This window comes from Streptomyces sp. NPDC017991 (assembly GCF_044328075.1).
GTDB lineage: Bacteria > Actinomycetota > Actinomycetes > Streptomycetales > Streptomycetaceae > Streptomyces.
The window spans coordinates 1-22,445 of the sequence record NZ_JBIRGP010000034.1; the positions used below are offsets into that span (position 1 = coordinate 1).

18 protein-coding genes and 1 pseudogene are annotated in these 22,445 nt (G+C 68.7%); 4 read left to right on the forward strand and 15 right to left on the reverse strand.

What is annotated here, in order from left to right:
* Window positions 1-538: 538 nt before the first annotated feature.
* From ACH4DZ_RS44350 to ACH4DZ_RS44390, 9 genes are all read right to left on the reverse strand, one after another.
* Window positions 539-877 carry a DUF4913 domain-containing protein gene (locus tag ACH4DZ_RS44350; protein WP_398295476.1) on the reverse strand — a complete coding sequence of 113 codons (339 nt, stop codon included), beginning with the start codon at window positions 875-877 and terminating at the stop codon, window positions 539-541.
* A 239-nt stretch (window positions 878-1,116) separates the two neighbouring features.
* On the reverse strand, window positions 1,117-2,925 hold the full coding sequence (locus tag ACH4DZ_RS44355) for a type IV secretory system conjugative DNA transfer family protein (protein WP_398295447.1): 1,809 nt from the start codon (window positions 2,923-2,925) through the stop codon (window positions 1,117-1,119).
* Between the two features lie 7 nt (window positions 2,926-2,932).
* Entirely contained in the window at window positions 2,933-4,387 is a 1,455-nt protein-coding gene (locus tag ACH4DZ_RS44360; protein ID WP_398295478.1) for an ATP/GTP-binding protein, read from the reverse strand.
* 71 nt (window positions 4,388-4,458) lie between these two features.
* Window positions 4,459-5,952: an SCO6880 family protein gene (locus ACH4DZ_RS44365; protein WP_398295481.1), complete on the reverse strand. Its 1,494-nt coding sequence runs from the start codon at window positions 5,950-5,952 to the stop codon at window positions 4,459-4,461.
* A gap of 47 nt (window positions 5,953-5,999) precedes the next feature.
* The gene (locus ACH4DZ_RS44370) at window positions 6,000-7,121 is read right to left on the reverse strand and encodes a hypothetical protein (RefSeq protein ID WP_398295449.1); all 1,122 of its coding nucleotides are present in this window, start codon (window positions 7,119-7,121) and stop codon (window positions 6,000-6,002) included.
* Window position 7,122: 1 nt separating this feature from the next.
* Complete coding sequence (locus tag ACH4DZ_RS44375; RefSeq protein ID WP_398295451.1) at window positions 7,123-7,908, reverse strand: hypothetical protein; 786 nt, start codon at window positions 7,906-7,908, stop codon at window positions 7,123-7,125.
* Window positions 7,905-8,180, reverse strand: coding sequence for a hypothetical protein (locus ACH4DZ_RS44380; protein WP_398295453.1), 276 nt, complete (start codon window positions 8,178-8,180; stop codon window positions 7,905-7,907). Before ACH4DZ_RS44380 ends, ACH4DZ_RS44375 begins: the two co-directional genes overlap by 4 nt.
* A 35-nt stretch (window positions 8,181-8,215) precedes the next feature.
* On the reverse strand, window positions 8,216-8,464 hold the full coding sequence (locus tag ACH4DZ_RS44385; protein ID WP_398295455.1) for a hypothetical protein: 249 nt from the start codon (window positions 8,462-8,464) through the stop codon (window positions 8,216-8,218).
* Between the two features lie 32 nt (window positions 8,465-8,496).
* A complete protein-coding gene (locus ACH4DZ_RS44390) occupies window positions 8,497-9,072 on the reverse strand; it encodes a DUF6668 family protein (protein WP_398295457.1) in 576 nt (191 codons plus the stop codon).
* Between the two features lie 323 nt (window positions 9,073-9,395).
* Between ACH4DZ_RS44390 and ACH4DZ_RS44395 the strand changes: the two genes are divergently transcribed.
* The 3 genes and pseudogenes from ACH4DZ_RS44395 to ACH4DZ_RS44405 all read left to right on the forward strand — a co-directional run.
* On the forward strand, window positions 9,396-10,238 hold the full coding sequence (locus ACH4DZ_RS44395; protein WP_398295458.1) for a hypothetical protein: 843 nt from the start codon (window positions 9,396-9,398) through the stop codon (window positions 10,236-10,238).
* A gap of 299 nt (window positions 10,239-10,537) precedes the next feature.
* On the forward strand, window positions 10,538-10,915 hold the full coding sequence (locus tag ACH4DZ_RS44400; RefSeq protein ID WP_398295460.1) for an ATP-binding protein: 378 nt from the start codon (window positions 10,538-10,540) through the stop codon (window positions 10,913-10,915).
* Between the two features lie 519 nt (window positions 10,916-11,434).
* Window positions 11,435-11,880: pseudogene (locus tag ACH4DZ_RS44405) on the forward strand (transposase family protein); the annotation flags it as partial.
* A 1,294-nt stretch (window positions 11,881-13,174) separates the two neighbouring features.
* On the opposite strand, the gene ACH4DZ_RS44410 reads toward ACH4DZ_RS44405, so the two are convergent.
* Window positions 13,175-13,816: a LuxR C-terminal-related transcriptional regulator gene (locus ACH4DZ_RS44410; protein WP_398295462.1), complete on the reverse strand. Its 642-nt coding sequence runs from the start codon at window positions 13,814-13,816 to the stop codon at window positions 13,175-13,177.
* 544 nt (window positions 13,817-14,360) lie between these two features.
* On the opposite strand from ACH4DZ_RS44410, the gene ACH4DZ_RS44415 reads away from it, so the two are divergent.
* Window positions 14,361-15,341, forward strand: coding sequence for an SCO0930 family lipoprotein (locus tag ACH4DZ_RS44415; RefSeq protein ID WP_398295464.1), 981 nt, complete (start codon window positions 14,361-14,363; stop codon window positions 15,339-15,341).
* 189 nt (window positions 15,342-15,530) lie between these two features.
* On the opposite strand, the gene ACH4DZ_RS44420 is transcribed toward ACH4DZ_RS44415, so the two are convergent.
* The 5 genes from ACH4DZ_RS44420 to ACH4DZ_RS44440 all read right to left on the reverse strand — a co-directional run bounded on the left by ACH4DZ_RS44420 (window position 15,531) and on the right by ACH4DZ_RS44440 (window position 21,666).
* A complete protein-coding gene (locus tag ACH4DZ_RS44420; protein ID WP_398295466.1) occupies window positions 15,531-16,559 on the reverse strand; it encodes a M23 family metallopeptidase in 1,029 nt (342 codons plus the stop codon).
* 173 nt (window positions 16,560-16,732) lie between these two features.
* Complete coding sequence (locus ACH4DZ_RS44425; RefSeq protein WP_398295468.1) at window positions 16,733-18,022, reverse strand: CHRD domain-containing protein; 1,290 nt, start codon at window positions 18,020-18,022, stop codon at window positions 16,733-16,735.
* Window positions 18,023-18,199: 177 nt separating this feature from the next.
* On the reverse strand, window positions 18,200-19,126 hold the full coding sequence (locus ACH4DZ_RS44430) for a lytic transglycosylase domain-containing protein (RefSeq protein ID WP_398295470.1): 927 nt from the start codon (window positions 19,124-19,126) through the stop codon (window positions 18,200-18,202).
* 873 nt (window positions 19,127-19,999) lie between these two features.
* Window positions 20,000-21,076 carry a trypsin-like serine peptidase gene (locus ACH4DZ_RS44435; RefSeq protein WP_398295472.1) on the reverse strand — a complete coding sequence of 359 codons (1,077 nt, stop codon included), beginning with the start codon at window positions 21,074-21,076 and terminating at the stop codon, window positions 20,000-20,002.
* Window positions 21,073-21,666: a hypothetical protein gene (locus tag ACH4DZ_RS44440; RefSeq protein WP_398295474.1), complete on the reverse strand. Its 594-nt coding sequence runs from the start codon at window positions 21,664-21,666 to the stop codon at window positions 21,073-21,075. Before ACH4DZ_RS44440 ends, ACH4DZ_RS44435 begins: the two co-directional genes overlap by 4 nt.
* Window positions 21,667-22,445: the final 779 nt, after the last annotated feature.

A 22,445-nucleotide genomic window follows, 5' to 3' on the forward strand; every position in this document is an offset into this window, starting at 1 on the left:
CCACACCCACCCACGACATCACCACCTACATCATCCAGAACACCGACGGCACCACCCTCATCACCATCCCCAACCCCACCTGAACAACCACCCACCCCCGTGGTGTGAACCGCTCCACAGCGGTGAAATCTTGTCCCGTGACGAGTCGGTCAGCGATGTCTCTGGTGACGCAGAGGGAGTTGGGGTTCATGCTGTGGCGGCGTACCGCGGCGTCCGGCACCTGGACGCGGTCCTTCCTGACGGTCCGCCGTCTTTGTCGGCGGACCGTTTCACTCGCGGCGGCTGGTGCCGGACAGGTCGGCGGCCCGGGTGTGGCATCGGGTGGCCACCGGGTTCCACTGCTCCGAGTGGGAGTGACTCCACTCGCAGGAGCAGATTGCGCACGTCTGGAAGCAACTGGTCCGGACCCGGCCGGCCCGGACCCGGACCCGGCCGGCTCGGCTCGGCTCACAGCCTCGCGATGTCGGCGGGACTCCCCGCCGGGTTCGGGCGAGTTCCGCACTCGGGTGTGTCACGGACGCCGTGGACGCCGCCGCGGTCAGTCCAGCGGGTCCTCGCACCGCGGGGCGTCCTTGGCCCGGTGGCTGCCTTGTTTGCAGCCCGCGAAGGGGCCTGTCGGATCGCGCAGGGACTGCATCGTGGGCCCCAGGTAGTCGCGGTGCCAGGCGGCCGGTCCGACCATGTCGGCGGTGGCGTCCGTCAGCTTCTGCCATGCCATCCACAGTCCGTGGAGTTGCGCGACGGCCTCGATGTGCTCCCACCACCGGGGACACCACGGCATGGACGACGTCACCTCTCTGCCGTAGACGGGAAGCAGCAGGTGGTGTACCCACATCGTCAGTCCATGCATGGCCTCCCCGTAACGTTCACCGCTCATGTAGAGGATGAACTGTGGTTCCGGAGCGGGCTGCCGGGCATCGTCCGCAACGCCGTCCTGGCTCTCGTCGGACTCCACCGCATCCGTGCTCTCCACGCTCCGGTCGCGTTCTGCCACGTCCGTGTTCTCGCTCACCATCTGCTCCGTTCTGTGCCGCGGCGGCTGCGGCGCCGGTGGCCGTGTGCACAGCGGCCGCCGGTCGCTGTGCACACACGGTTGTACGGCCGGGGCCGGCTGCCTCAGTCGCGCTGTTCGGAGAATTCGACCGGCGTCGGCTCGTCCATGGCCGGAGGGTGCAGGGCGGCCCATTTCGCCGCCGCACGCTCGGTGATGGCCGCCACCTCTGCCTGTGCCGCGACCGAGATGGGGCCGGCATCGGCCTCCCGGTACCAGGGCCTGAGCCGGATCAGGGCGGGCCGGACACCTGTCGCCAGCAGCAGAGCGGTCCCCTTCGGCAGGGCCCGGATCTTGTCGGCGGGCATGATGCTCTCCTGCCGGTAGGAAACGGAGCGGGACGAACCGTCCTTGCTCCTGGAGATGCTCGGTGTCTTCACGTCGTGCTGGCCGACAAGCCTGGAGACCTTCTCGACGAAGTCCGCGTCGTCCAGCCCCGCGCCGAGCAACTTGATCGTGGCGGCGCTCCACAGGGCGTCCATCCCCGCCTCGCCCCACACCCGGCTGCCCTGGCGGTAACTCTGCAGGAGCGTGACCACGTTGATGCCACGGGATCCGAGGTGGCTGTAGAGGTCCGGAAGGTCCGAGATCCTGCATACGTTGGCGGCCTCGTCCAGGACCGCGGTCATCGGGGGGTCGAGCCGGCCGCCCATCCGCTCCGCCGCGACGACGCCCGCGCGCATCGCCGTGTCGGCCAGTCCGGCTATGACCCCGGCGGCCGAACCGCCGCCGTCCTTGGACAGCAGATAGAGCGTGTCCCTGCCCAGCACATGCCGGTGGGGCTCGAACTGCGGCAGATCGGGATCCGGCATGACCCATGCGGCGATCTCGGGATCCAGCAGGCACGACACACACTGCCGCGCGGTCTCGTAGATGCCGTCACGGGTCTCGACCGCGCCGCGGATCGTTCCCTGCAACTGCTCGGCCATCGTGGCCAGTCCGGCATCACGCAGAAGGTCGATGGGGGCGCGGTCCGCGGGGTCTGCGAGCCAGGCCAACAGGTCCAGCACCGACGCCTTGCCCCGGGCCGCGGCGAGGAACAGCGCCGTGAGCGTGTTCTGCGCGGCGGAGATCCAGAAGTCCTTCTTGGCCGTGTCGTCGTTGACGGACGCGACGAAGTGCCCCGCGAGACGCCGGGCTCCTTCGATCGTGACGCATTCCGCCAGCATGTCCCACCACATCCCGCGCGGGACGTGGGCGATGCCCTGAGGGTCGAAGGTCCACACCGTGCCGACCTTGGCGCGCTCCGCGCGGGTGACGGAATAGACGTCGGACTTGTTGGACGTCAGCAGCACAGCCCCGCGCGCCCGCAGTACCCGCGGAATGGCGATGCCGGTCGACTTGCCCGCTCGCGGTGCCATCAGGTCCAGCTCCACGTCCTCGTAGGAGGAGCGCAGTTCCGGACCGGAGGGTTCCAGGTCACCGAGCAGATTGCCCCGGTCGTCCGGCTGGACGCTCTCCACACCCTTCAGCGAAGGGCGCAGTTGACGGGCTTTCTCCGCCGCCTCCTTGGGAAGCAGGGTGGCCATCTCCCGTCGCCCGGCCATCCCCTTCTGTCCGTCCCGCGAACCGGTGACCTTCCGCGCGGCCAGCACGCCCAGCACGACCACCGCGGTGAACACCCCCGTGATGCCGGCGAAGACCGCCACCGGTGACGCCTCGGGCCACAACGCCCTCGGTCCCTCGTCCACCAGCCGGAGGAAGGTGGACAGAACGAACGGTGGTGGATTCCACCCCGCACCCGTGAGAGCCGCTCCGAGGGTTCCTCCGAGCCACATCCCGCAGAAGGCGAGGAACGAGGTGCCCGCGACGGCGACGATCGCCCACTGCGTCTGGTCCCCGTGCATGCCTGTGCCGCGCGGAGCACCGCCCATGGCTGCCTCACCCGCCGTTCGGCGCGGCGACGGGCGGGTTCGGGATCCACCGGGTGTTGGTGTTGTGCAGTTCCCGTTCGACGTCCGTGATCGCCACTCTGATCGGGATGCCCGGTCGCCCGCCGACCTTGATGAGGAATCTGCCCCGGCCAGGAGGCTCCTCGTGCTCACCGCTCGTGGCCCAGCCGGGAGGCGAGGACCAGGAGGAGACGAGGGAGATCTCCCTTTCCGACAGACCTACGATCTTTCCGAGTTCCTCCATCTCCGACCGGGGCAGACCGGCGCACACCACCATGCCGGCCCGCTCGACGAACCCGCGTGCCTTGGCGCGGTCGGCGTCGCTGCCCAGCGCCTCCGCGTCCTTGAGCGTGTGGGTGATCTTGGCGTCGCCCAGACCGAGAGAACGGTTCAGCCGGGTCAGGGCGTCGATGCGGTCCACGATGCCCGTCGCCGCGCGCAACGGCCGCCACAGTTCGTCCAGCACGGTGAAGAACCAGCGCCGGGGTGCCAGTCCGGCGTCGGCGAGGGCGTGGGACGCTGCCACGGTGCCGAGCCCGTCGGACCAGGCCGCGAGCATCGCGGCGGCGGTCAGCTGTGTGTCGGCCTCGCCGATACGGGAGATGTCGATACACACCGCGGGCGCGCTCGGGTCGATCCGGGTGGAGGTCGCCGACGCGAAGGTGCTGCCCAGCGGTCCGTCCAGCAGACCCATCAGCGAACGGTGGAGCGGGTCGACCGCGTCCCGGTAGCGGTCGGTGTCGCCGCGGTCGAGGGTGACGGCCCGCACCCGGTCGGGGCCTTCGGTCAGGAGCGCCAGGAGGTCCGGAAGCAGAACCACCCGGTCCTTCGGTGTCCGTTCGCGCAACAGGTGCAGCGCGGCGGAGAGTATGGACTGCTCGTGGTCGTCCATGGGTCGGCCGCGCACGATCGTGATGAGGGCGGCGACCATGTTCAGGACCCGTCCGTGGGCCTCCGCCAGCAGGGCCTGGCCCGCTTCGCCGCCGATCCTGGCGGCGGCCGCGCCCATGGCCCCCGGATCGAGGACGTTGATGCCGCCCGTACCGCGGCCGATGGAGATGACCTGGCCGCCGAGCGCACGGACGGTGTCCGCGTAGTCGGGCTTCAGATCGCCCAGGACCAGAGGGACCACACCTGTCGCCGCGAGCCCGATGAGCATGCGGTTGATCAAGGTGGACTTGCCCAGCCCCGGCATGCCCAGCATGAACAGCGAGGGGTTGGAGATGTACCGGGCCCTGGTGAACCACGACAGCGGATCGCCGCACACCGTGGCCCCGGTGAACAGGTGCTGTCCCAGGGGCACTCCGGTCATCGGCGCACCGGAACCGGCGGCGAAGGGCCACAGGCCGCACGCCTGGACGGTGGTGGCCCGCCACATGGTGGGGGGATCGAGGTATCCGACCTGTCCCCCACCGGGTCCGGGCCAGCCGCGGGCCGGAGACATCGGCGGGCGGGCGGCCCGGGAGCCGCCGCGTCCGCCTGTGTCACGCCCGCCGTGCCGTGGTTCGTCGAAGCTCACAGCGCCTCCTGCAGTTCGCGAGGGATCATCACGTGCTCCCATGGCAGGACGCCGACAGGCAGCGTGCAGGTGAAGGCAGCGGCCTGCATCCGGTCTGCCGGCCGCATGGAGATCCGCGCGGCGGCCTGCAGGTTGCGTACGGTCACCGCGGCGTCGGAGAGTTGGGCGGCGGAGTCGACGGTCACGGTGAGCATCAGGGAGAACTCGACCAGCCCGGCTCCGGAAGCCTCTTCGGCCGCGGTCTGCTCCGCCGCGCGTATCTCGGACGCGGCGCGCGCCTGGACCATGCCCTTGCCGGAGGTGGCCATGAACTGGGCTGCCCGGCGGTCGGCCTCCACGATGCGGGCCGACGTCGCGGGATCGATGGGCCGGTAGAGCAGCGCCACCCGCTTGCGGCGGGTGCCGGCAGCGGGTGCCAGCATGTCGCGCAGGACACTCGAACGTACGGTGCCGCGCGGTGCGAGGGTCAGCAGCCAGGTGCGTGAGACGCCCGAGTCGTGGTGGTAGGCGTTCACCGTCTCCTCGGCGGCCGCGGGTCCGGCGTCATCCCATTCCAGGCCGGTTCCGCCTTCCGCGGCCCGGGCGTTCAGCACGTCCGGGGCCACCGCGGGGTCGTAGGCGACCCTGGTGATCTCGGCGATGCGTTCCGCCGACAGCGGTGCCGCCGAGCCGCCGCCCGCGCCGACCAGTCCGGCGAGCAGGCCGGGGATGCGGATGGCCAGGTCGGTGATGACCTCCTCGGCACTGCGCTTCTGTCCGGTAGGCATTCCGTAGGTGAGAGAGATGTAGGTGTGCATCTCCGACGACGCCGACGGATACCGCTCCACCACCTCCTCCATCACCGCCCGGGCGACCGCCGGGGCGTCGTCCGTGATGCGCGGCAGCACCTCCAGGGCCAGCCGGGTCCCGGGGTCGGGGGCGGTCTCGACGACGACGGTCGCACCCTTGAGCTGCGGTTCGTGGGACAGCCGGGCCAGCCAGTCGCCCCAGGAGGCGACCCACACGTCGACCTGGTCCGGGTCGACGAGCGAGCCGCCGTCCGGCTCGCAGCCCAGCACGATGGTGTACAGGTTGCGGTTCTTGTGGTGGAGGACTCCGAACGGCCTGCCGTAGGCGTCGTGGCCCTCCGACGCCGTCACCTTGCTGAGCAGACCCGGAGGGTGGAACCGGCCGCCCGGGCGCTGGGAGAGCGGCCCGGACACGTAGACGTGCGAGCCCTTGGCCTTGCGGCGCAGCCACCCGATGCGCAGGGCGATGAGCTGGTAGAGATTGCGCCCGTCCTGGGTACGCACCATCAGGGGAACCAGGAGGACGACGACCGACACGATCACGACGATCGCGGCCACCAGCGAGACCAGTGAGACGAGAAGAGCGAGGACCAGGCCGCCGAAGACGCCCAGGGTGCCGACCATGCCGAAGGGGCCGAGGCCCGGCCTCCGGGGCCGGCGCCAGTTTCCGTAGGTGGGGTGTGTTACCGGTGCGGCAGAGATCGCCACTGTGTTTCCTTTCCTGATGTGTTGACGGTCCGCACGGGTGGCTACCGGTTGTGTCCGGCGTCGCCGTCGGCCCCGTCCAGCGATCCGGCCGCGACCTGGCCGACTCCCTTGGCCACGCTCGCCGCGGCGCCCAGCGCCGCACCTGCGGCTCCCGCGGCTCCCGCGGCGCCGGCCGTTCCCGCGCCGCGTGCCCCTCCGGCGCCTCCCGGCCCCTGGCCGCCGCCCGAGACGCCCGATGCGCCCGACGGCCCCGGCCCGCTCGACTGCCCAGCACCGCCGGAGGAGCCGATCGACTTGGCCCCGGACGCGAGCGCGCCTACGGCCGCCGTCGTCCCCTTCTGCATGGCGGCCCCTCCGCCCAGCGCCGCGGTCGCCGGCACCACCACCCGCAGCAGAGCCGGCAGGGCGATGGCCGACAGGAGCATCACACCGATGCCGGCGATCTGTACGTGCACGGCGTCGATCCCGTCAGCGGCCGTCATCTCCGATCCCGCGAAGATCACGAGGGCGGCAGCGGGCTTGTAGAGGAGCCAGGCGATCATCCATCCGATGTGTTTGCGCCACCAGCCGCCTCCCCAGTCCGTCATGGACGCCGCGGCGGCGATGGGCAGGGTGCCCAGAAGGATGATCATGACTCCGAGACGGATGTACAGAAGAATGGTGTGAACAATTCCGGCGACCAGTAGCAGAAGAGCGAGGATGAGAAGGAGAAACCCTCGCAGTGAACTCGCGTCACCGCAGCCGATGGCTGCTATCTGCGCTTGTGCGCCCTGCCTGAACAGGTGGTCGGCGAAACGGTCGGAAAGGCTGCCGAAGGCTCCGACCAACGCCGTGCCCGCTCCGGCGACGAAAACGACCCGCAGGAGTCCTTTCAGCGCCACCTGGCCCGCTTCGCCACGCCTTTCCAGTGCCATGCGGATGGCGGCGAAGATAAGTGATCCGACCGCTACGTAGACGACGATCCACTGCGTCTGTGCGTTGATCTCCGTCGGGGCGGACCCGGTGGAAAGTGTCGGAACCGCTTGCACCAGAGCGCCGAACACCGATACCGCGGCGGCCAGGATCGCTCTGCCGATTCCATCCACGATGGTGCCGATCGGGTCACCGAGGAAAGAGAAGAAGCCGACGACGGGATTTTGGACAGGAGATGTGGGGCACGCCATGTCACGGCCTCCAGAGAAGGAATCCGCCGGTACCACTCGTGGCCGAGAGCGGCTGGAAGAGCGACCCGTTCCGCTGCGGAACGGCCTTCCAGTCCCCGTCCTCCCAGCGCACCGAGACGGATGTCCAGAAGTAGGTGCCCTGATTGCCCTTGATCAGTAACTTGACGCCTGCCCTGTCCGCCGAGTACGAGGAGACGGAAAAGCCCGCGTAGGACGCGGAGGGGGTTCCGGACACGGCATCGGAGGACGTGGACCGCATGGCCACGAAGAAGTCTCTCCGCGGCCCGGTGACGACCTGCTGGTCCGCGACCGCGCGCCAGTCCGGCCCGCCGATCTGCGTGGGAATGACATGAGCCGCCATCACCGCGCCCATCGGGGTCCGGGCGAAGCACCACCACAGAGGGCCGCTGGCGAGCAGCGGCCCTGCCGAGGTGCTCGTCGGCACCTTCGTACCGACGAGTTCGCGCCACTGGACGTCCTGCGGGGCGGACCTCGGAAGGGACGTTTCCAGATCGGCTGTCCGGCATCCCGTCTTCCGCCCCGGTGTCGCCCGGCGGTCCGGTCCCGCGGCGTTCTTGACCAGCGACTGCGAACGCCCCAGCTCCACCCGGTCCGCGCTCGTACCGGCATCACCGACGCCCTGCGTGACGACGGCCAGCAGGCCGGTGGCGAGCGCGATCGCGATGAAACCGGCAGAGACACGCCAGCCGGGCTGCTGCCAGAAAGGAAGGGCTTCCCCCTGTGGCGCCCGACCGGGAAGCAGCCGTCGGGCAACGAGCCACTTCACGCGAAGACGAAGGTGATCAGAGGTCCGGCCGTGGCGACGAGAACACAGCCTCCCAGTACCATTCCGAGCCGGCTCATGTGCTCGGAGCTCTCACCGCGCTTGACCGATATGGCCATCATCGCGCCTGTCACCAGGACACCGGCGACGCCTGCGGCCGTGCCGGCCCACGCGGCTATACCGAGGACGAGATTGACCTTCTCCTGCAGTTCCTGGGGTGCGCCGCGTCCCGGGTCCGGAACTGCGGCAAGGATGATCGGCACGTTGATGGCCATGTTATGTATTCCCCTGTGAATTATGTGGTTGGGACCTAGATGCCGAGCGGACCGAGGAATGCCACGATCGGGCCGGCGGTGGAGACCAAAACGCATGACATCAGGACGAAGAAAAGCCCACGAACGTGTTCGGCTTTCTCACCCGGAAGTCCTTGGCGAAGTTGCAGAGCCATCATGGTGCCGACGACGATGACGCCGCCGACGCCCGCAGCGGTACCGCACCAGGCCAGCAATCCCAAAATGAAGTCCGCGTCGGGCCCGGGATCAAAAGTCGCGGCAAGCATGGTCGTGTCCGTTCTCGGCAAGTCGCGCAGAATCAGCGGGACGGATATGGACGGTGGTGGCCGACGAGGTCGGCGATGGCGAGCACTTCCTTGGGGATGTGTGCTGTCCGCCCGCCCACGCGCCAGGAGGGGATCCAGGGGATCCGGTGGATCCTGACGGCCGAGCGGAGCACCCGCACACGGCGGGCGAGTTGCAGCGGAAGGCGTCCCGGCGCGTCGGCGACGAGAACCACGGCCACAAGTTCCAGCCGCGCCGGATGACTTCCGGTGCGCAGTGAGTTGAGGACGGATGACGCGGCCTGTATCCCCGCGGCATGCGTGCGAGCCACCACCAGGATGCGGTTCGGTTCGCCCCGGGCCGCGTCGGGCCACCGGATCCCGACATCGGCCCCGCCAAGAGCTCGGGCCAGACTGGTCGCGCCGGCGCCCCCGTGAGCGGCCACCCAGGTGACGCCGAGGCTGTTCGGGCGTGCCTCCATCGGCGTCAGGGCTGCCCTCGTCTCCACCGGGCCGACCGGGGCATCGACGACGGGATGGGTGCCGGGAACCTTGGCGACAGGCCCTCTGATCCAGCTCTGCGGACCCGGTGCCGCGGAAGAGACAGACACGGTTCCCCTTTCTTCACCGTGGACGGTCGACCGCCCACAGACTGCATTTACGGTCGCTCCCCGGGGGCGGTTCACAGGTCGGAGGCAGGCGATCGAAGCAGTTCGGCGCGCCGTCCGGCGGACTTCCGTGCCGTGCGGCGGACTTCCGCGGCACCGGGTGGGCCGTTTGCACCGCCCGGTCCGTAGGAGCAGGAGACACAGGCCTCCATGGCCTCCCGAGCAGAGAACGAGCGAGGATTATGCGGCCCCCGAAGAAGCGTGACCCTGACCATCTCGTGCGTCATGAGGACAGCCGCCCAGCGGCTCCTGAGTTCTTCGTCATCGTGACGTCCGCCGGGACGCCCTTCCTCGACAGCAAGCGGGTTCGCGTGCCGTCGGCGGGCACGGTGCAGTCCGCGGTGCTCGACGCCCTGCACCAGCACGCCCAGGCGCAGAACGGCCCTGTTCGGGGACGGATCGAGCACAGACAGGAGGGCTACACCGCGCTGCTGGAGGTCGCCCCCGACGGATCGAGCCGACTGGTGGAACAGGCCGAGACGGAGCCCGGGACGCACCTACCGGAGGCAACCGCCCCGACCCCACCGACACCCGTACAGCGGGCTCCCGCCGGTCCGGCACCCGTCTCGCAGGATCCCGCCACTCCTTCGGGGGAGGACGCTGGGAAGGAGGCCGGCACCTCGCAGAGGATTCCCATACCGCAGGCGTTCCTGGACACGGTCCTGCGCATCAACGGGGCCATCGCGGCCGGTGAGTTGCACACGGCTGTGGCGACAGCCCGTGAGCTCCGCCGCACGGCGGAGGGAGACTACGGCGCCGACCATGCCTACACCTTGGAAGCCCAGGGCATGGGCGCCTACGTCGCCTACCTCGCACGCGACTTCGAGGAGGCCCTTTCCCTGTCCTTGCAACTGGCACAGACGCGTCACCGGAACAGGGACCCTCAGGCATGGGAGGAACTGGGCCGGGCCGCTCGGGCGTGGCAGGCCATCGACGACGGCCGGCCTCGCCTGATCCACCACGGCCGGACTCTGCTCGCGCTGTGGAAGGAGCTCTGGCAGTACGGACCACCGCCCGAGGCTCAGGCCGAACTGCTGAACCGTGTCCAGGAGGACATCCAGCGGCTCGTCGCGAAGCTGTTGACGCCCGTCCTCCGGACCACCCCGTAGTTCGGTGGCCATGGACACTCAGCGCGTTGCGCACCCGGTGGCCGGTGACGGCGGCCACACCCGTTCGGCAGTTCAGGGCTCCCCCTTACTAAGGGGGCCTGAAGGTGGACGGAAGGGCATGCCGGCGGGCCGGTGCCGCGTGGAACAACGCCTCGATCCCTGCGAAGGAGTGAACAGTGATGGCACCCGACACGGCACCGGGGCATGAGGCAGCGCCGAGAGGAGCGGGACGAAAGCCCTCTTCGGCATCCGATGGATACGTTCATGTACCGCCGCCCTCGCCCGGCAGGGACGTCACGATGTCTCTGTGCCATCGGGCGGAGGCGGTCGGTGCCGCGCGGCGTGCCACCGCGGTTGTCCTTGCCGACTGGCAGGTCGTCGACGACGCGGCGGAAGCGGTGATCCTGGTGGTGTCGGAACTGGTCACCAACGCTGTCGAGCATGGTCAGCCGCCCCTGACGCTCCTCCTGCGACACCTGTCCGGCCACAGACACGGCGGTGTACGGATCGAGGTCAGCGACGGGGGTCCCGCCTCCCGGCCGGGGGCCTGGGCCTCTTCCTCCGACGCCTGTGAACGCGGCCGCGGCCTGGGCATCGTCGAGGCCCTCGCCAGTTCGCACGGTTCCCGGACCCAGCCGCACCGCAGCACATACTGGGCCGCCCTGCCCGCCTCCTGACGGGCGCCGGCCGGGGGCGTACCGCGAAACAGCTTCCGCGTCGGTAGGCACTCCGGGGCAGATCCGGCGGCCCCGGAGTGCCGACACCAGGTGCGGTGTACGAGGCCGGGCACGGGAGGTCGGTGACCGGTGCCGGCCCGACGGACTCCGGGCCGGCGGGCCGCGCCTCTGCGTCGTGAGGAGGGCCTCGGCGGTCGTTCACCGTCGTGTGCGGGGACGTGCCGAGCGTGATGAGCCGTGACCGCGTCCGGGCATCGGTTCCGAGGACTCGCCGGTCCCGCCCCCGTGCGAGGCGGGATCGATGTCGGACGACGTCCCTTCCTGGCTCCGGACTCCGGCATCGTCCGGGTGCCCCTCGACGGAGCGGCGCACGGCGAGCAGTGCTCTGCGCGGCGAACTCGCGTCGACGCCCCCGGACTTCGCGGTCGCCGTCTTCCACACGTCGAGAAGCACCGCCGCCCTGTGCAGTCGCAGGGCGAGGGACAGAAGTGCAGTTCACCGACGCCGCATCGGTTCGGGTGGCGTCGCCCCACCCGCAGCCGGCGGGCCCTGCTCGTCCTGGCCCACCTGCGCCGCGGTGACACCTACGCCCGCCTCGGCGCGGGGTTCCGCATCGGGATCGCCACGGCCTACCGCTGCATACGCGAGGCCGTCGACCTCCTGCCCGCTCTCGCGTCCACGCCGGAGCAGGCCATGGCGACCGTACGAAAGAAGGCGTACGTGATCCTCGACGGCACCGTGCTGCCGATCGACCCTATCGCCGCCGACCGCCCGTTCTCCTCGGGAAAGAAGAAGCACCACGGATGAACGTGCAGGTCCTCGCCCATCCAGCCGGGCGCCTGGTCCGGGCTGCGGACGCGTTGCCGGGAGCCACGCACGACCTGACCGCGGCCCGGACCCATGGCGTTCCCGCTGTCCTCACCGCCGATGACATCAAGTGCCGGGCCGACAGGGCTTATCGGGGACTGGTCCCGCGATCCCGGATCACCGCCGTCGTCCGAGCCGTCGGCGCCCTCGAATCCGCCAACTGATCAAGATGTAAAAGGTTCAGTGACTCGACAGCAAGGAATCATTAATTCAGGGGTGCTAAATTGCAGAAAGTCTCCATGGACCAAACAGTGCAAGCATCAGAAGGCGCGGAGACCGAACAAATCCCTCGATCGACTCCAGGAAAGGCTTTCCATCATGCCTCGCCCTTCATCAGCCGGGAGCAGCGATTCCCACTCCAGCTCCTACAACTCGATCCGAATCCACGTCACCGACACCGGTGCCGTGGAGCCCGTATCGTCCACGGCCGTAGTCCCCGACGACGCCCCTGAGCTACCCCGGGGGACCCATGGGGCCTACGATGCGAACACCGGAAACTTTTACGCCATCAACGCTGCACAGAGATTGGTAATGCAGTGCCTGAGGGGCGCCAAGGAGTGGACCTACACGAACAAGGATCTTCTGGCTGTAGCCCTGCTTGACGCCGCCCCTACGATAGTGCAGGGCATAGCGAACTGGACGGGAGAGCCGGGGAGGAAGGCGGCCAAGGTCGCAGCGGGTCTCCAGTTCGTGTACCCGGTTTTTGAAGCAGGACACGAGATATATAAATGGAGGGAGGGAGCACACGTCAGTCCCGGGAATGTCATCGCGGCCGGCTCCGGAATCATTGCAGCAGCACTGAACACCGAGTCAAGCAACCTGGCGGCGAAGGATGAAACGAGGGCAGCCCGAATGAGTGGCGTCGGGAATCTATTTGCGGGCGCAAAAACTGTCGGCCAATTTGTCGATGCTGTCAGTACACGCAGGGCCGAGCAACGGGAGCAAGCAGCAGGACCGCTACTCCCTATGCATTCGATGCGTCCCTCCAATCACTCGCACGGTACACATCACGCACCATCCCTCGCCGAGAGCAGCGCTCTGCGTTCTCGCCAGGATCAGCCCACACGGCGGAGCGCGAACGCCGGCTCCAGCAACGCCGAGCGGATGGCACCGGGGCAATCACAATACTCGCTGGCCAGTGCAAGTGGAATGCGCAGCACAGTCGCTCCCCCGCCGCACATTCCCACCGCCAGCGGGGAGACGACGTATCGCGTGGTTCGAAGTGAAGGCCCCACCCAGAGTGATCCCGGTCGGCAGAGGAACCGCTGAGCACATCTTTCGCTGCTAAGCCTGTGGGGCCCGGACGGTTGACCGTCCGGGCCCCACAATTCGCTCTCGATGACGCGATGCTCCACCAAGCCGAATTCCACACCCCGCCCTGGAGAAGGGCTCTCAGATGTGACCCCCGCGCAGTGCGTAAGCCACGGCGTGCGCACGGCTGCGAAGGTGGAGGCGAGCGGCCATGTCGTACAGGACGGTCCGGACGGTGAACTCCGGGCAGCCAAGCCGTTCCGCGATCTCGCTGTTGTCCATTCCATCGGCGACGAGCCGCAGGATGTCGGTCTCCCGCGTGGACATTCTCGCCGGTGAGGCCACTCGGCCGGCTGTCTGTCCTCGCGGCTCCACGACCTGCGCCACAAGGTGGGACAACAGTCCGCGAGGCAGGTCCTGCCCACCTCGGGACACCGTGTGCACCGCTCGGTGGAGCCGTCGGGTGGTGAGTTCATGCCGCCAGAGAATGGCACCGACTCCACGATTGATCGCATGGAGAAGCGCGACGTCCTGCGATTCACCGGTGATCAGTACCGCTCGGGTGTGACCGGGCGTCAGGGAGCGCAGTCGGAGGAGCACGGCGTCCATGTCCTGATGGACCAGCACTGCCACCGCGTCGGAGTTGACGGCCGCATCGGCCTCGACATGAAGCGACGGATGCATCCGGAGCCGGCCGGTGACGTCAGCCAGGTCGATCGCGCTCGTGGCGTGCACGGTCACCGGGACGACACGACTCGGCGTCTGCTGGACCGCCAAGGGCACCTGTCCCGGCTCTTCTCCCGCTGCACACGCTGTACTTCTCCTGCCGTACTGCTGTGGGAGGTTTTCGACAGGGGCCGAACTCGCCTTCATCATGTACTTCTTCCTGTACCGGGGCACGTGGCCGCACGGAAGGCCTCAACCGTTCCACTCGACGTGGAGAACGGGACGTCTCACCCGAAGAGACGGTGCGCCGTATGACGGATGCCCGCGCGTACCGCCGTCGACGGCTGCAACTGGCCGGCGATCCTGCCCTGATGACCGCCATGGGGATTACCCGGGCCCGGCTCATTGCCGGGGGGAGCAGACCGGGCCCGGAACAGCCTGTGACAGAGAGTCTGTTTCAGGCTGCATCACGTGATACGGGCGGTCCCGGCGGGCGGTTCACACCATTTCCCGGGTGAGCGGAGGAACCGGTCGAGGCATCGCGCGGCTCGGGCGGATTCGGACGGAACCGGCTGCCGACTGTGAACCCGCCCGAGACACCCGCCGTAGCCACCCTTGTAGACAGCGCTGCGTCGCAGTGCGCTGAGCAGGAAGGGAAATCATGGCGACTTGGCGCTCCAGGACAGTGGCACTGACCGCTGCCGCGATCATGTTGACGGCCGGCTGCGGGGGCTCCGGCTCAGGAGGCAAGGCCGACAAGGCGGCACCGTCGGCTCCGGCCGCCCAGGAAAGCCTCGCCGGTGCGGCACCCGCAGCGGATTCCCGCAGCGGTCCGGCCGGTCAGCTGACCTTGGCCGACGACCCCAATCTCGGAACGATCGTGTCGGACGCCACGGGCTTCACCCTGTATCGATTCACCAAGGACAGCGCCAATCCCGCCGTGTCCGCGTGTTCGGCCGCCTGCGCGAAGGTGTGGCCGCCCGTCCCCTCCGACAGCGTGACCCTGCCGACCGGGATCGACGCCGCTCTGATGGGTTCGGTGAAGCGTGCGGACGGCATCAGCCAGCTGACGCTGGCGGGCCTGCCCCTGTACCGCTATGCCAAGGATGCCAAGCCGGGGCAGATCAGTGGTGACGGCATCGACGGCGCGTGGTTCGCCTCTCTCCCCGAGAACACGATTCCCTCTCCGGACGAGGCCGCGGGCGGCTCGCCGGACACCGCGGGCGCGGGCGGCGACACGACGGGGGGCACGGGTGCCACGGGTGAGAGCGAGACCACGGCCGATCAGCCGGGACTCTCGGTCGCCCAGGACCCCGAACTCGGTGCGATCGTCGTCGATGCCAAGGGCCGTACGCTCTACCGGTTCACCAAGGACACGGACTGGCCCATGACGACGGCGTGCACGGGCGCGTGCCTCGAAAAGTGGAAGCCCGCAGCCCTGGTCGGCAAGAACGACGTCGAGGGCATCGCCTCCAAGCTGGTGATTCCCTTCAACCGTCCGGACGGGATCAAGCAGCAGACTCTCGACTGCTGGCCGTTGTACTGGTTCACCGGAGACAAGCAGCCCGGCGACACCGACGGTCAGGGCGTCGGTGGCACCTGGTTCGCCGTCGCTGCGGATGGTTCTCTGGTCAAGAGCTGAACCGTCCGACACGGCACGACGACCCTGTCGTGCCGACGTCGAACCGGCCCGACCCGTCACAACGGGTCGGGCCGGTTCGACGTCGGCACTCTGTCAGCTGTCAGCGGGCCTGGTGTCGCCGGCGATCCGCCGACCTGCTCACGCAGTGTTCTCGTTGGACCGGAACCGGGAAGAATGCCGGTTCGGGGGTCATACGGACACCCCGTTGTCGGTCAGCCAGGTCATCGGGTCGATGCCCTTGCCGCCGAGGGCGTGCACTTCCAGATGCAGGTGCGGGCCTGTGGTGTTCCCGGTGGCCCCGACCGCACCGATCACCTCTCCGGCGCGGACCTCCTGCCCTTCCTTCACCGCCACGGAATCCTGGTGGCAGAACCACACTTCGGTACCGTCGGCGAGCTGGAGGACAGTCCGGTTGCCGTAGGCGCCCTGTGTGGTGACAGCCACCACCGTGCCGCTGTGCACGGCCATGATCGGGCTTCCGGAGGGTGCCGCGAAATCCAGTCCGGTGTGCTTGCCGGACGACCACAGTCTGCCCTTGTCGCCGAACCCCGAGGTGACGGTGTACGAGGTGACCGGGAGGACGAAGTCGCCCGTCCGCCCGGACGGCCTTTCGCCCCTTTCCCTCTGTTCGGCCTCCTTCTTCCGTTCCACCTCCGCCCGGTTCCGTGCGGCCCGCGCCGCATCGACGGTCCTCCGTCGCTCGGTGGCTCTGTCGGCCGCTGCGAGTGCGTCCGCCCAGCGCGCGGCGTCATCCGCCAGCATCTCCTGCTCCTCGGCCTGTTCCCGCACGGTGTTGCCCAGCGCCTGCGCCGCATCCGCGTCCGGGAGAATCGACGGCACGCCGACGAGGGATGCCTCGTCCCGGCCTCCCGCCGCCTCGGGCGCGGAGGACACCGGTTGTTCAGCGGCAGGCTGTTGTCCGTCACCGGACCCCGGCTGCGTACCGGTGCCCGCGGCGGGCGCGGACCGCGCGGGTGCGCTGAACGCCGTGAACGCGGCAGTGGCACCCACGACGGCCGTAGCCGCGATACCGATCACCACCACCGACCGGACGAGTCGGCCACGCGGTACCCACCGCCGGGCGTTCCGGCCCTGCGCGGTGACGTAGTGCCGGGTGAGAGCGGTCTCACCCCAGGGGCGATCCGACGGCCCCGTCGGATGCGGGCCAAGGGTGACCGTTCCCGTGTTCCTTTGGTCCCGCGCACCGTCAGAACTCATTTTTCCCCACCCATTTGAATAACTGGACCGTAAATTTTCCTGCAAACAGAAACAGCCTGCATCTCTCCCTACGCGGGTCGGACGGAAGAGGTTCACAACCACATTCGGTACGCAAATCAGAACGGCCGACGAGGAGGACCTCGTCGGCCGTCGGGCTTTTTCGGACGGACTTTTTACGAGCTGCTGCCGAAGAAGATCGAAGTGATCTTGTTGTCGAAATTCACCTTGCCCAGATCGATGACGTCGTCGTCGATCACCAGGGACTCACCGGTACAGCCCGGTCCGGACCAGACCTTTATCGAGGCGGTCTTCCGCAGCGCGGACGCCGCCTTCGGGCGGGCGACGTCGGTGCAGCCCGTGCCGGCGACACCCTGCGTCGCGTTGGCCTCGGAGAACGTGCCGGGGTCGTCGAAAAGGAGCGCGCTGCCACGCGCGGGCGTAGGCGTCGCTCCCCCAGCGCCGCCGGTGCCGGTGTCACCGGTACTGGCGCCACCGGTGCCGGCGCCGCCTGTCTGGCCTCCGCCGGTGGGCGCCTCCGGGGCGGCCTTGCCGAAGAGCTGGCCTCGGACAGCGCCGTCAGCGAACGCGGTCGTGTGGATGTTGGAGTAGTAATTACCCGGAGTCTGCCGGACCCTGGTGACCGTGTCCGCGTTCTGGCCCTGGACGGAGCCGGTGACGGCGAAGATGTTCGCCGGAACCGCAGTGGTGAACAGCGGGAACTGCACGTCACCGTTCTGGCCGAGCTTGCCCTTGTGGATGTGTCCCAGAGTGGGCGGCGTGATGTTCATCCACGCCATGGAGTAGCCCACGGTCGTCCCGCTGGGACGCAGGAAGGTCACGGCGTGCCCGTCCGGGTCACCGACCTTGCTGGACGCGTCCTTCGGCACTTCCTGGTTGCCGTCGGACCAGGCCCGCAGACCTTGGGCGTCGAAGATGCCCAGCGCGTTCACCCTCTGCCGGTCTCCCTTGAGCTGACCGCGGATCGCGCCGCCCGGAAAGTCCTTGCTGTGCAGGTTCACGTAGAAGCCCGAGGGATCGGTCCGGATCCTCCGGGCCAGTGCGGCGTCGTTCACGGCGACGGCACCCGCGGCCGCGCTGACACTGTCAGGCATGGCGGTGGTGAAGAGCGGAACCCTCACATCGCCGTTGGCACCGGCCCGACCCTCATGGATGTGGCCGAGGGTCGGGGCGGTGATGCCCTCCCAGCGCAGCGAGAAGGTGACCCGGTCGCCCTTGACCTCCACTCGCGCCTCTCCGACGCCGTCGGTGTCCCCCACGGCGGGGCCGCCTACGACAGGAACCTCCTGGTCGCCGGAGAGCGCGGCGCGGAAGGAGAATGCCTTTCCCTTCGCCGGGTTCTTGGGGCCACTGTTCTTGGTGGACGTGGACGTGGTTGTGGTCGTGCTGCCGTGCCCGGAATGAGAATCTGCTGTCCCGTCCGCGAAAACAGGACTGGCACTCACGACGCCAAAGGCGACCGTGGCAGTCGCAAGGGCAAAGATACGCTGTCGCACTTCTCAGGTCCTTTCTTGACCATTCCCTACCGCCGGGAAGCGGCTACTTCTCCCTACGGACCGGATGCCGGAGTGGATCACTTTCTCTGCACATAAAGAAAAGGATCGCCCGGCGCGGATCACCCATCAGGGCGCGGTGACGTCGGTCCCGACCTCTTCGGGGCCAGGACCGGCCTCGGGGTCGGTCTCCTCGGGGTCGGGTCCGACGTCGAGGAGACCGCCCTGCGGAGGAATCGTCCGGGGTGGCGGACCGACACCCTCCATCGGCGCGAACCAGGTCCTGACACCGATGACATAGCTCTGCGAGTCCTCGGTCGCCGGGACGCCCCCCGCTTCCCGTACGGCGTCCATGCCCACGTCGTAGGCGGCGAGTGCCAGGTCGAGCGCACTGCCCGTCGCCTGTCCGCTGTCGAGCAACTCCTGCGCCTCGTCCGCCAGGTTGCACAGGTACTGCCCCTGCACCTCGATCGACTGTTCCGCGTCGAGGGGGTCGCCGTCGGCCTTCAGTTCGGCGAAGACGTCGGCGGGGACCTGCGAGATGCCCTCGGCGCCGTTGGGTCCGACGAAGCCGGCGTCGAAGGCTGTTTCGTACTGGATCTGCGCCGCCACGGTGACCGGTCCGATGGTGTCGCAGACGGATCCTGCGGTGTTGATGGACTCCAGAAGGTCGAAGGGAACGGTGCATGGCTGGGTGACTTCACCCGCCCCGCCCAGTGAGAGTTCCAGGTTGCCCTTCCCGTCACCGAGGAAGATGCTCTGAACCCTGTCCGCCTGGGCCTCCGGTTCGGACCCCAGAGCTCTCTCCGCGATGTCGCATCGCCGCTCGGCCGGTGAGAGGTCGTCCTGGCCACCACCGCCCGTCGGCAACCCCAGGAAGAACAGAACGACGACGACGAGGGGAAGGAGCAGGACGGCCAGCCCTCCGATGATGATGACGACGATCGCGGTGAGCGCGAAGCCCGCCGGAAGCGCCAGACATCCGCAGCCACCGACCGCGGCCATGATCACGGTGGTGGTGCCGCGTTGTGCCTGACCGCCGCCTTCGTCAGCCATGGACTCTTTCGCCTGCCTTCCCGCAGTCCTGCCCGAGTGCCTGTGGAGCCGCGTCGTCCCGACGCCTCGGCGGGGACGACCGACACAGGGCAACTACGCAACGGGCTGACACGGGGTTCACAGGACGAGGACGGCGGGGAGAGCGGTGACGGCGGTCGCGACCGGCGAACAGCGGGGCCGGGTCGCCACGTGCGACCCGGCCCCGCTGTCGGCCCCACTGTTCCATCGGCTGCCGCGAGTCACAGGCGCCTTGAGCCCTGTGTACTGCTATCAGTACGCCTGGCAGCCTGGTTGGCCTCGGGCTGCGCAGGCCCCACCTGTCCCTGTTTTCCTTGCGCCTGCGCCGACGCGGGCGCGGGAAGTGGTCCCTGTCGGGCGCGCGCCGCATGAGCGATGTTCGCGTCGAGTGTCCGTGACAGACCCTGCCGGGTGCGGCTCAGCTCGTCGGGCGTCCTACCGGTCGCCTCGATACTCGTAGCCATCCTGTCGAAGGTCCGGATGTCCTGCTGAGGCCTCTGGTCGTCGCCCAGCACCCGCTCGCACTGGTCATGAGCCGCCTCATCGGCGTCGTCGAACCTCCTTGAGTACACGCCGAGTTGACTCGCGATGGGCCCTGCTGCCGCCTCATGTACGTCTGCTCTGTCCTCAGCCTGTCCGTTGCCATGCGTTGCTCGACGCCGGACGCGGCGTTGACCGGCGCCTGAGCCCGAGCTCTCTGACGCGATATCAGTTCCGACGAGATCTGTTGTGAGTGTCACGCCGGAGGAGAAGGGCCGCTCATGGCGCGACCCGCCCGGCAGGCTGTTCCGCGCTCTTCCCTCCCTTGCCGTCGGATCAGCCTCGCGTCATCAGTCGTTGGCCGGCCTTGCGCTGTCAGTCGAACTCGCCGCTCACGGACTCGTACACCTGCCGGGCTTCCGGGCCGAGGCGAGGGCCGGCGAGCCAGGTCGAGGTGGTGGGGCCGATGGAGGTGTTGCTGATCAGGACGGGCTCACCGTCGGCGTCCTCGCTGAACCAGCCGCCTCCGGAGGAACCGCCCGTCATGGTGCAGCCGACCCTGTAGAGGGAGGGCTGGTCGGGTGCGATGGACAGGCGTCCGGGGCGGGCGCGGCAGTTGTACATCAGCTCGCCGTCGAAGGGCGGAGCCGCCGGGTAGCCCCAGATTCCGATGGTGGAGATGTCCTGTGTTCCGGGCGCGCGGAAGTTGACGCGTGCTGCCGCACCCACGGTCTCCTCCAGGGAAACGGAGCTGTCGCCCCCCTTCCTCTTGACGTGCATCACGGCGAAGTCGAACGCCGCCCCGTCGCCGCCTTCGGGTGTTCCCTGGGCTATCCACTGTTGCGACGTCTCGGCTCCGTCGGCCCACCAGGTCCCGAAGGGGGCGGCCGCTACGGCGTTCCCGTCCTGCCCGGTGGCCGTCTTCGTGCCCTCGTCGTTGTACGAGGGCACGAAGACGACGTTCCGGAACCAGCCTCCCTCAGCACCGGCATGGACACAGTGACCGGCTGTCCATACGAGATCCGACGCACCAGGATGCGCGGGATCCGCCACCACGGTGGCGGAACAGACCGACGGCCCGGCAGGGGTGTCGAAGAAGAGCTTCCCGATGATCGGGGCGTTCTTCCGATAACTCAGCGGGACCGGTTCGGCGGCGACAGGCGCGGGCTCGGGGTCCGAGAGCCCTCTCTCGTCCACGCCGATGTCCTGGGCGACGGGTTGGTCGGCGCTGGTGGCGCTGCGCATCCGCTCCTGGTTCCACAAACCGTCGATCACAGGGTTGTCGAACTCATCGGTGCCTCGTGCCCAGGTGGACGGGTTCCAGTCCCGCCATCCGTCGGAAGCACCGGCGTTACCGGTGAGACGACCGGGGAGGTCGGTCAGCACGGAGACGGCCGTGAGGACGGCCGCCACGCAGACAACAGCCACCAGGGTGAGCTTGGTTCGCGTCACTGGTCGACTCCTTGTGGAAGCAATGCCCGTCCGCCTGCGGGGTTCGTGGCGAACCACAGGCCCGAGGCGCCATGTCCCTCGGCGTCACCCGCAGCGGTGTCGCCGGAGTACCGGTAGAGCGGCCTGCCCTTGATGGTGAGTTGGACGAGTCCGTCATCGCGGGTGAAGTTTCCGATGTCGCCCTCCAGCACCCCGGACAGGAAGACGGTTCCTTCGGGCAGGATCGTCACCGGCGGCCATTCCTCGGCGCAGCGTTCGTCGCAGGCCGACGTACCGACGCCGGGGGTGTCCTGTTCGAAGTGGTAGAGGGTTCGTCCGGCGGCGTCGGTCAAGGGACCCTGGACCGGATCTGTTGTGTCGGCGCCTATCTGGACCCAGCGGCGTGCGACCGGGGAGTCCCGCTGCGCCGCTGGGGCGAAGTCACCTGTCTCGGGAGAGGCTCCGTTGTCCTTGGCGGTGCCCGCCAGGAACGAGCCGTCGAAGTCTGTGCTGGAGTTCGATCGTGTTGCGGCGGCCTCGGAGGGCGGGCCGGCGGAACTGCTGCCGCAGGAGCAGAGTCCCATGACAGCGACAACGGCGAGCAGCGCCACCGGTAGCGTTTTCCTGAACAGTGTGTCCGTCCCTCTCCCTCGTACCCGTGCCCTGACTGACGGGTCCTCTGCCTCGCTATACGGTGCGCTCGGACGTTCGGGTCACGAACCGTCGGCACGGACTCGGCCGAAGACGTCATGGATGTGTACCGGAGCGTGCTGGAACCGCTGCCACCCCGCGCCGGAGTGGTCGCCAAGGTCGCGTCCGAGGGAGGACCGGTTGTGTCCCCGGCGCATTCCGACGTTCGCCCGTGGCGAAGGCACCTGCACGCACGTCCTCCGCAGGGACATGACCTATCGGCGTCGGCGGGGAATCGAGGCCCAGGACGGACCTGCCCGGGGGGTTACGGTTCCGTCCTTCGGCCACCACGTATCGCGCGAGCACCGGATGTACGCGTCACGTCGGCCGTAACTGCGCGGTCGAGGGCGGCGGTTGCTGCGGACCGCCACGCAAGGCCGCGCGACTCCCCTGGGGTGTGCGGGACCACGGCCGTCCCGAAGCGGCCGCTCCGCAGGAGATGTTCACGGTCTCGCCGCACGGGGATTGACCGGCGTCCCTGCTGGGGAAGGAAGTTCTGGCGCCTCCCATCGACCGCCCCGCCCCATCGGCAGCGACAGCGCCGGAATGGGCGGGCTGCCCTGTGCCGGGAGGAATCCACTGGCTGACGCGGGTAGAGCGAGCTCGGCCGGTTGGTTTCTGTCGTGGGGCTGTCGTGGTGGGCGGGACGGGGAGCAAGGCTTTGTTAAGCGAGCGGTAAGTGCCGACGCGGAGGGTGGGA

Excerpts from the sequence above, each read along its gene's own strand:
- ACH4DZ_RS44350 (WP_398295476.1), bottom strand. The coding sequence starts at position 877 with ATGAGCGGTGAACGTTACGGGGAGGCCATGCATGGACTGACGATGTGG.
- ACH4DZ_RS44355 (WP_398295447.1), bottom strand. The coding sequence starts at position 2,925 with ATGGGCGGTGCTCCGCGCGGCACAGGCATGCACGGGGACCAGACGCAG.
- ACH4DZ_RS44360 (WP_398295478.1), bottom strand. The coding sequence starts at position 4,387 with ATGTCTCCGGCCCGCGGCTGGCCCGGACCCGGTGGGGGACAGGTCGGA.
- ACH4DZ_RS44370 (WP_398295449.1), bottom strand. The coding sequence starts at position 7,121 with ATGGCGTGCCCCACATCTCCTGTCCAAAATCCCGTCGTCGGCTTCTTC.
- ACH4DZ_RS44380 (WP_398295453.1), bottom strand. The coding sequence starts at position 8,180 with ATGGCCATCAACGTGCCGATCATCCTTGCCGCAGTTCCGGACCCGGGA.
- ACH4DZ_RS44385 (WP_398295455.1), bottom strand. The coding sequence starts at position 8,464 with ATGCTTGCCGCGACTTTTGATCCCGGGCCCGACGCGGACTTCATTTTG.
- ACH4DZ_RS44400 (WP_398295460.1), top strand. The coding sequence starts at position 10,538 with ATGTCTCTGTGCCATCGGGCGGAGGCGGTCGGTGCCGCGCGGCGTGCC.
- ACH4DZ_RS44415 (WP_398295464.1), top strand. The coding sequence starts at position 14,361 with ATGGCGACTTGGCGCTCCAGGACAGTGGCACTGACCGCTGCCGCGATC.
- ACH4DZ_RS44420 (WP_398295466.1), bottom strand. The coding sequence starts at position 16,559 with ATGAGTTCTGACGGTGCGCGGGACCAAAGGAACACGGGAACGGTCACC.
- ACH4DZ_RS44430 (WP_398295470.1), bottom strand. The coding sequence starts at position 19,126 with ATGGCTGACGAAGGCGGCGGTCAGGCACAACGCGGCACCACCACCGTG.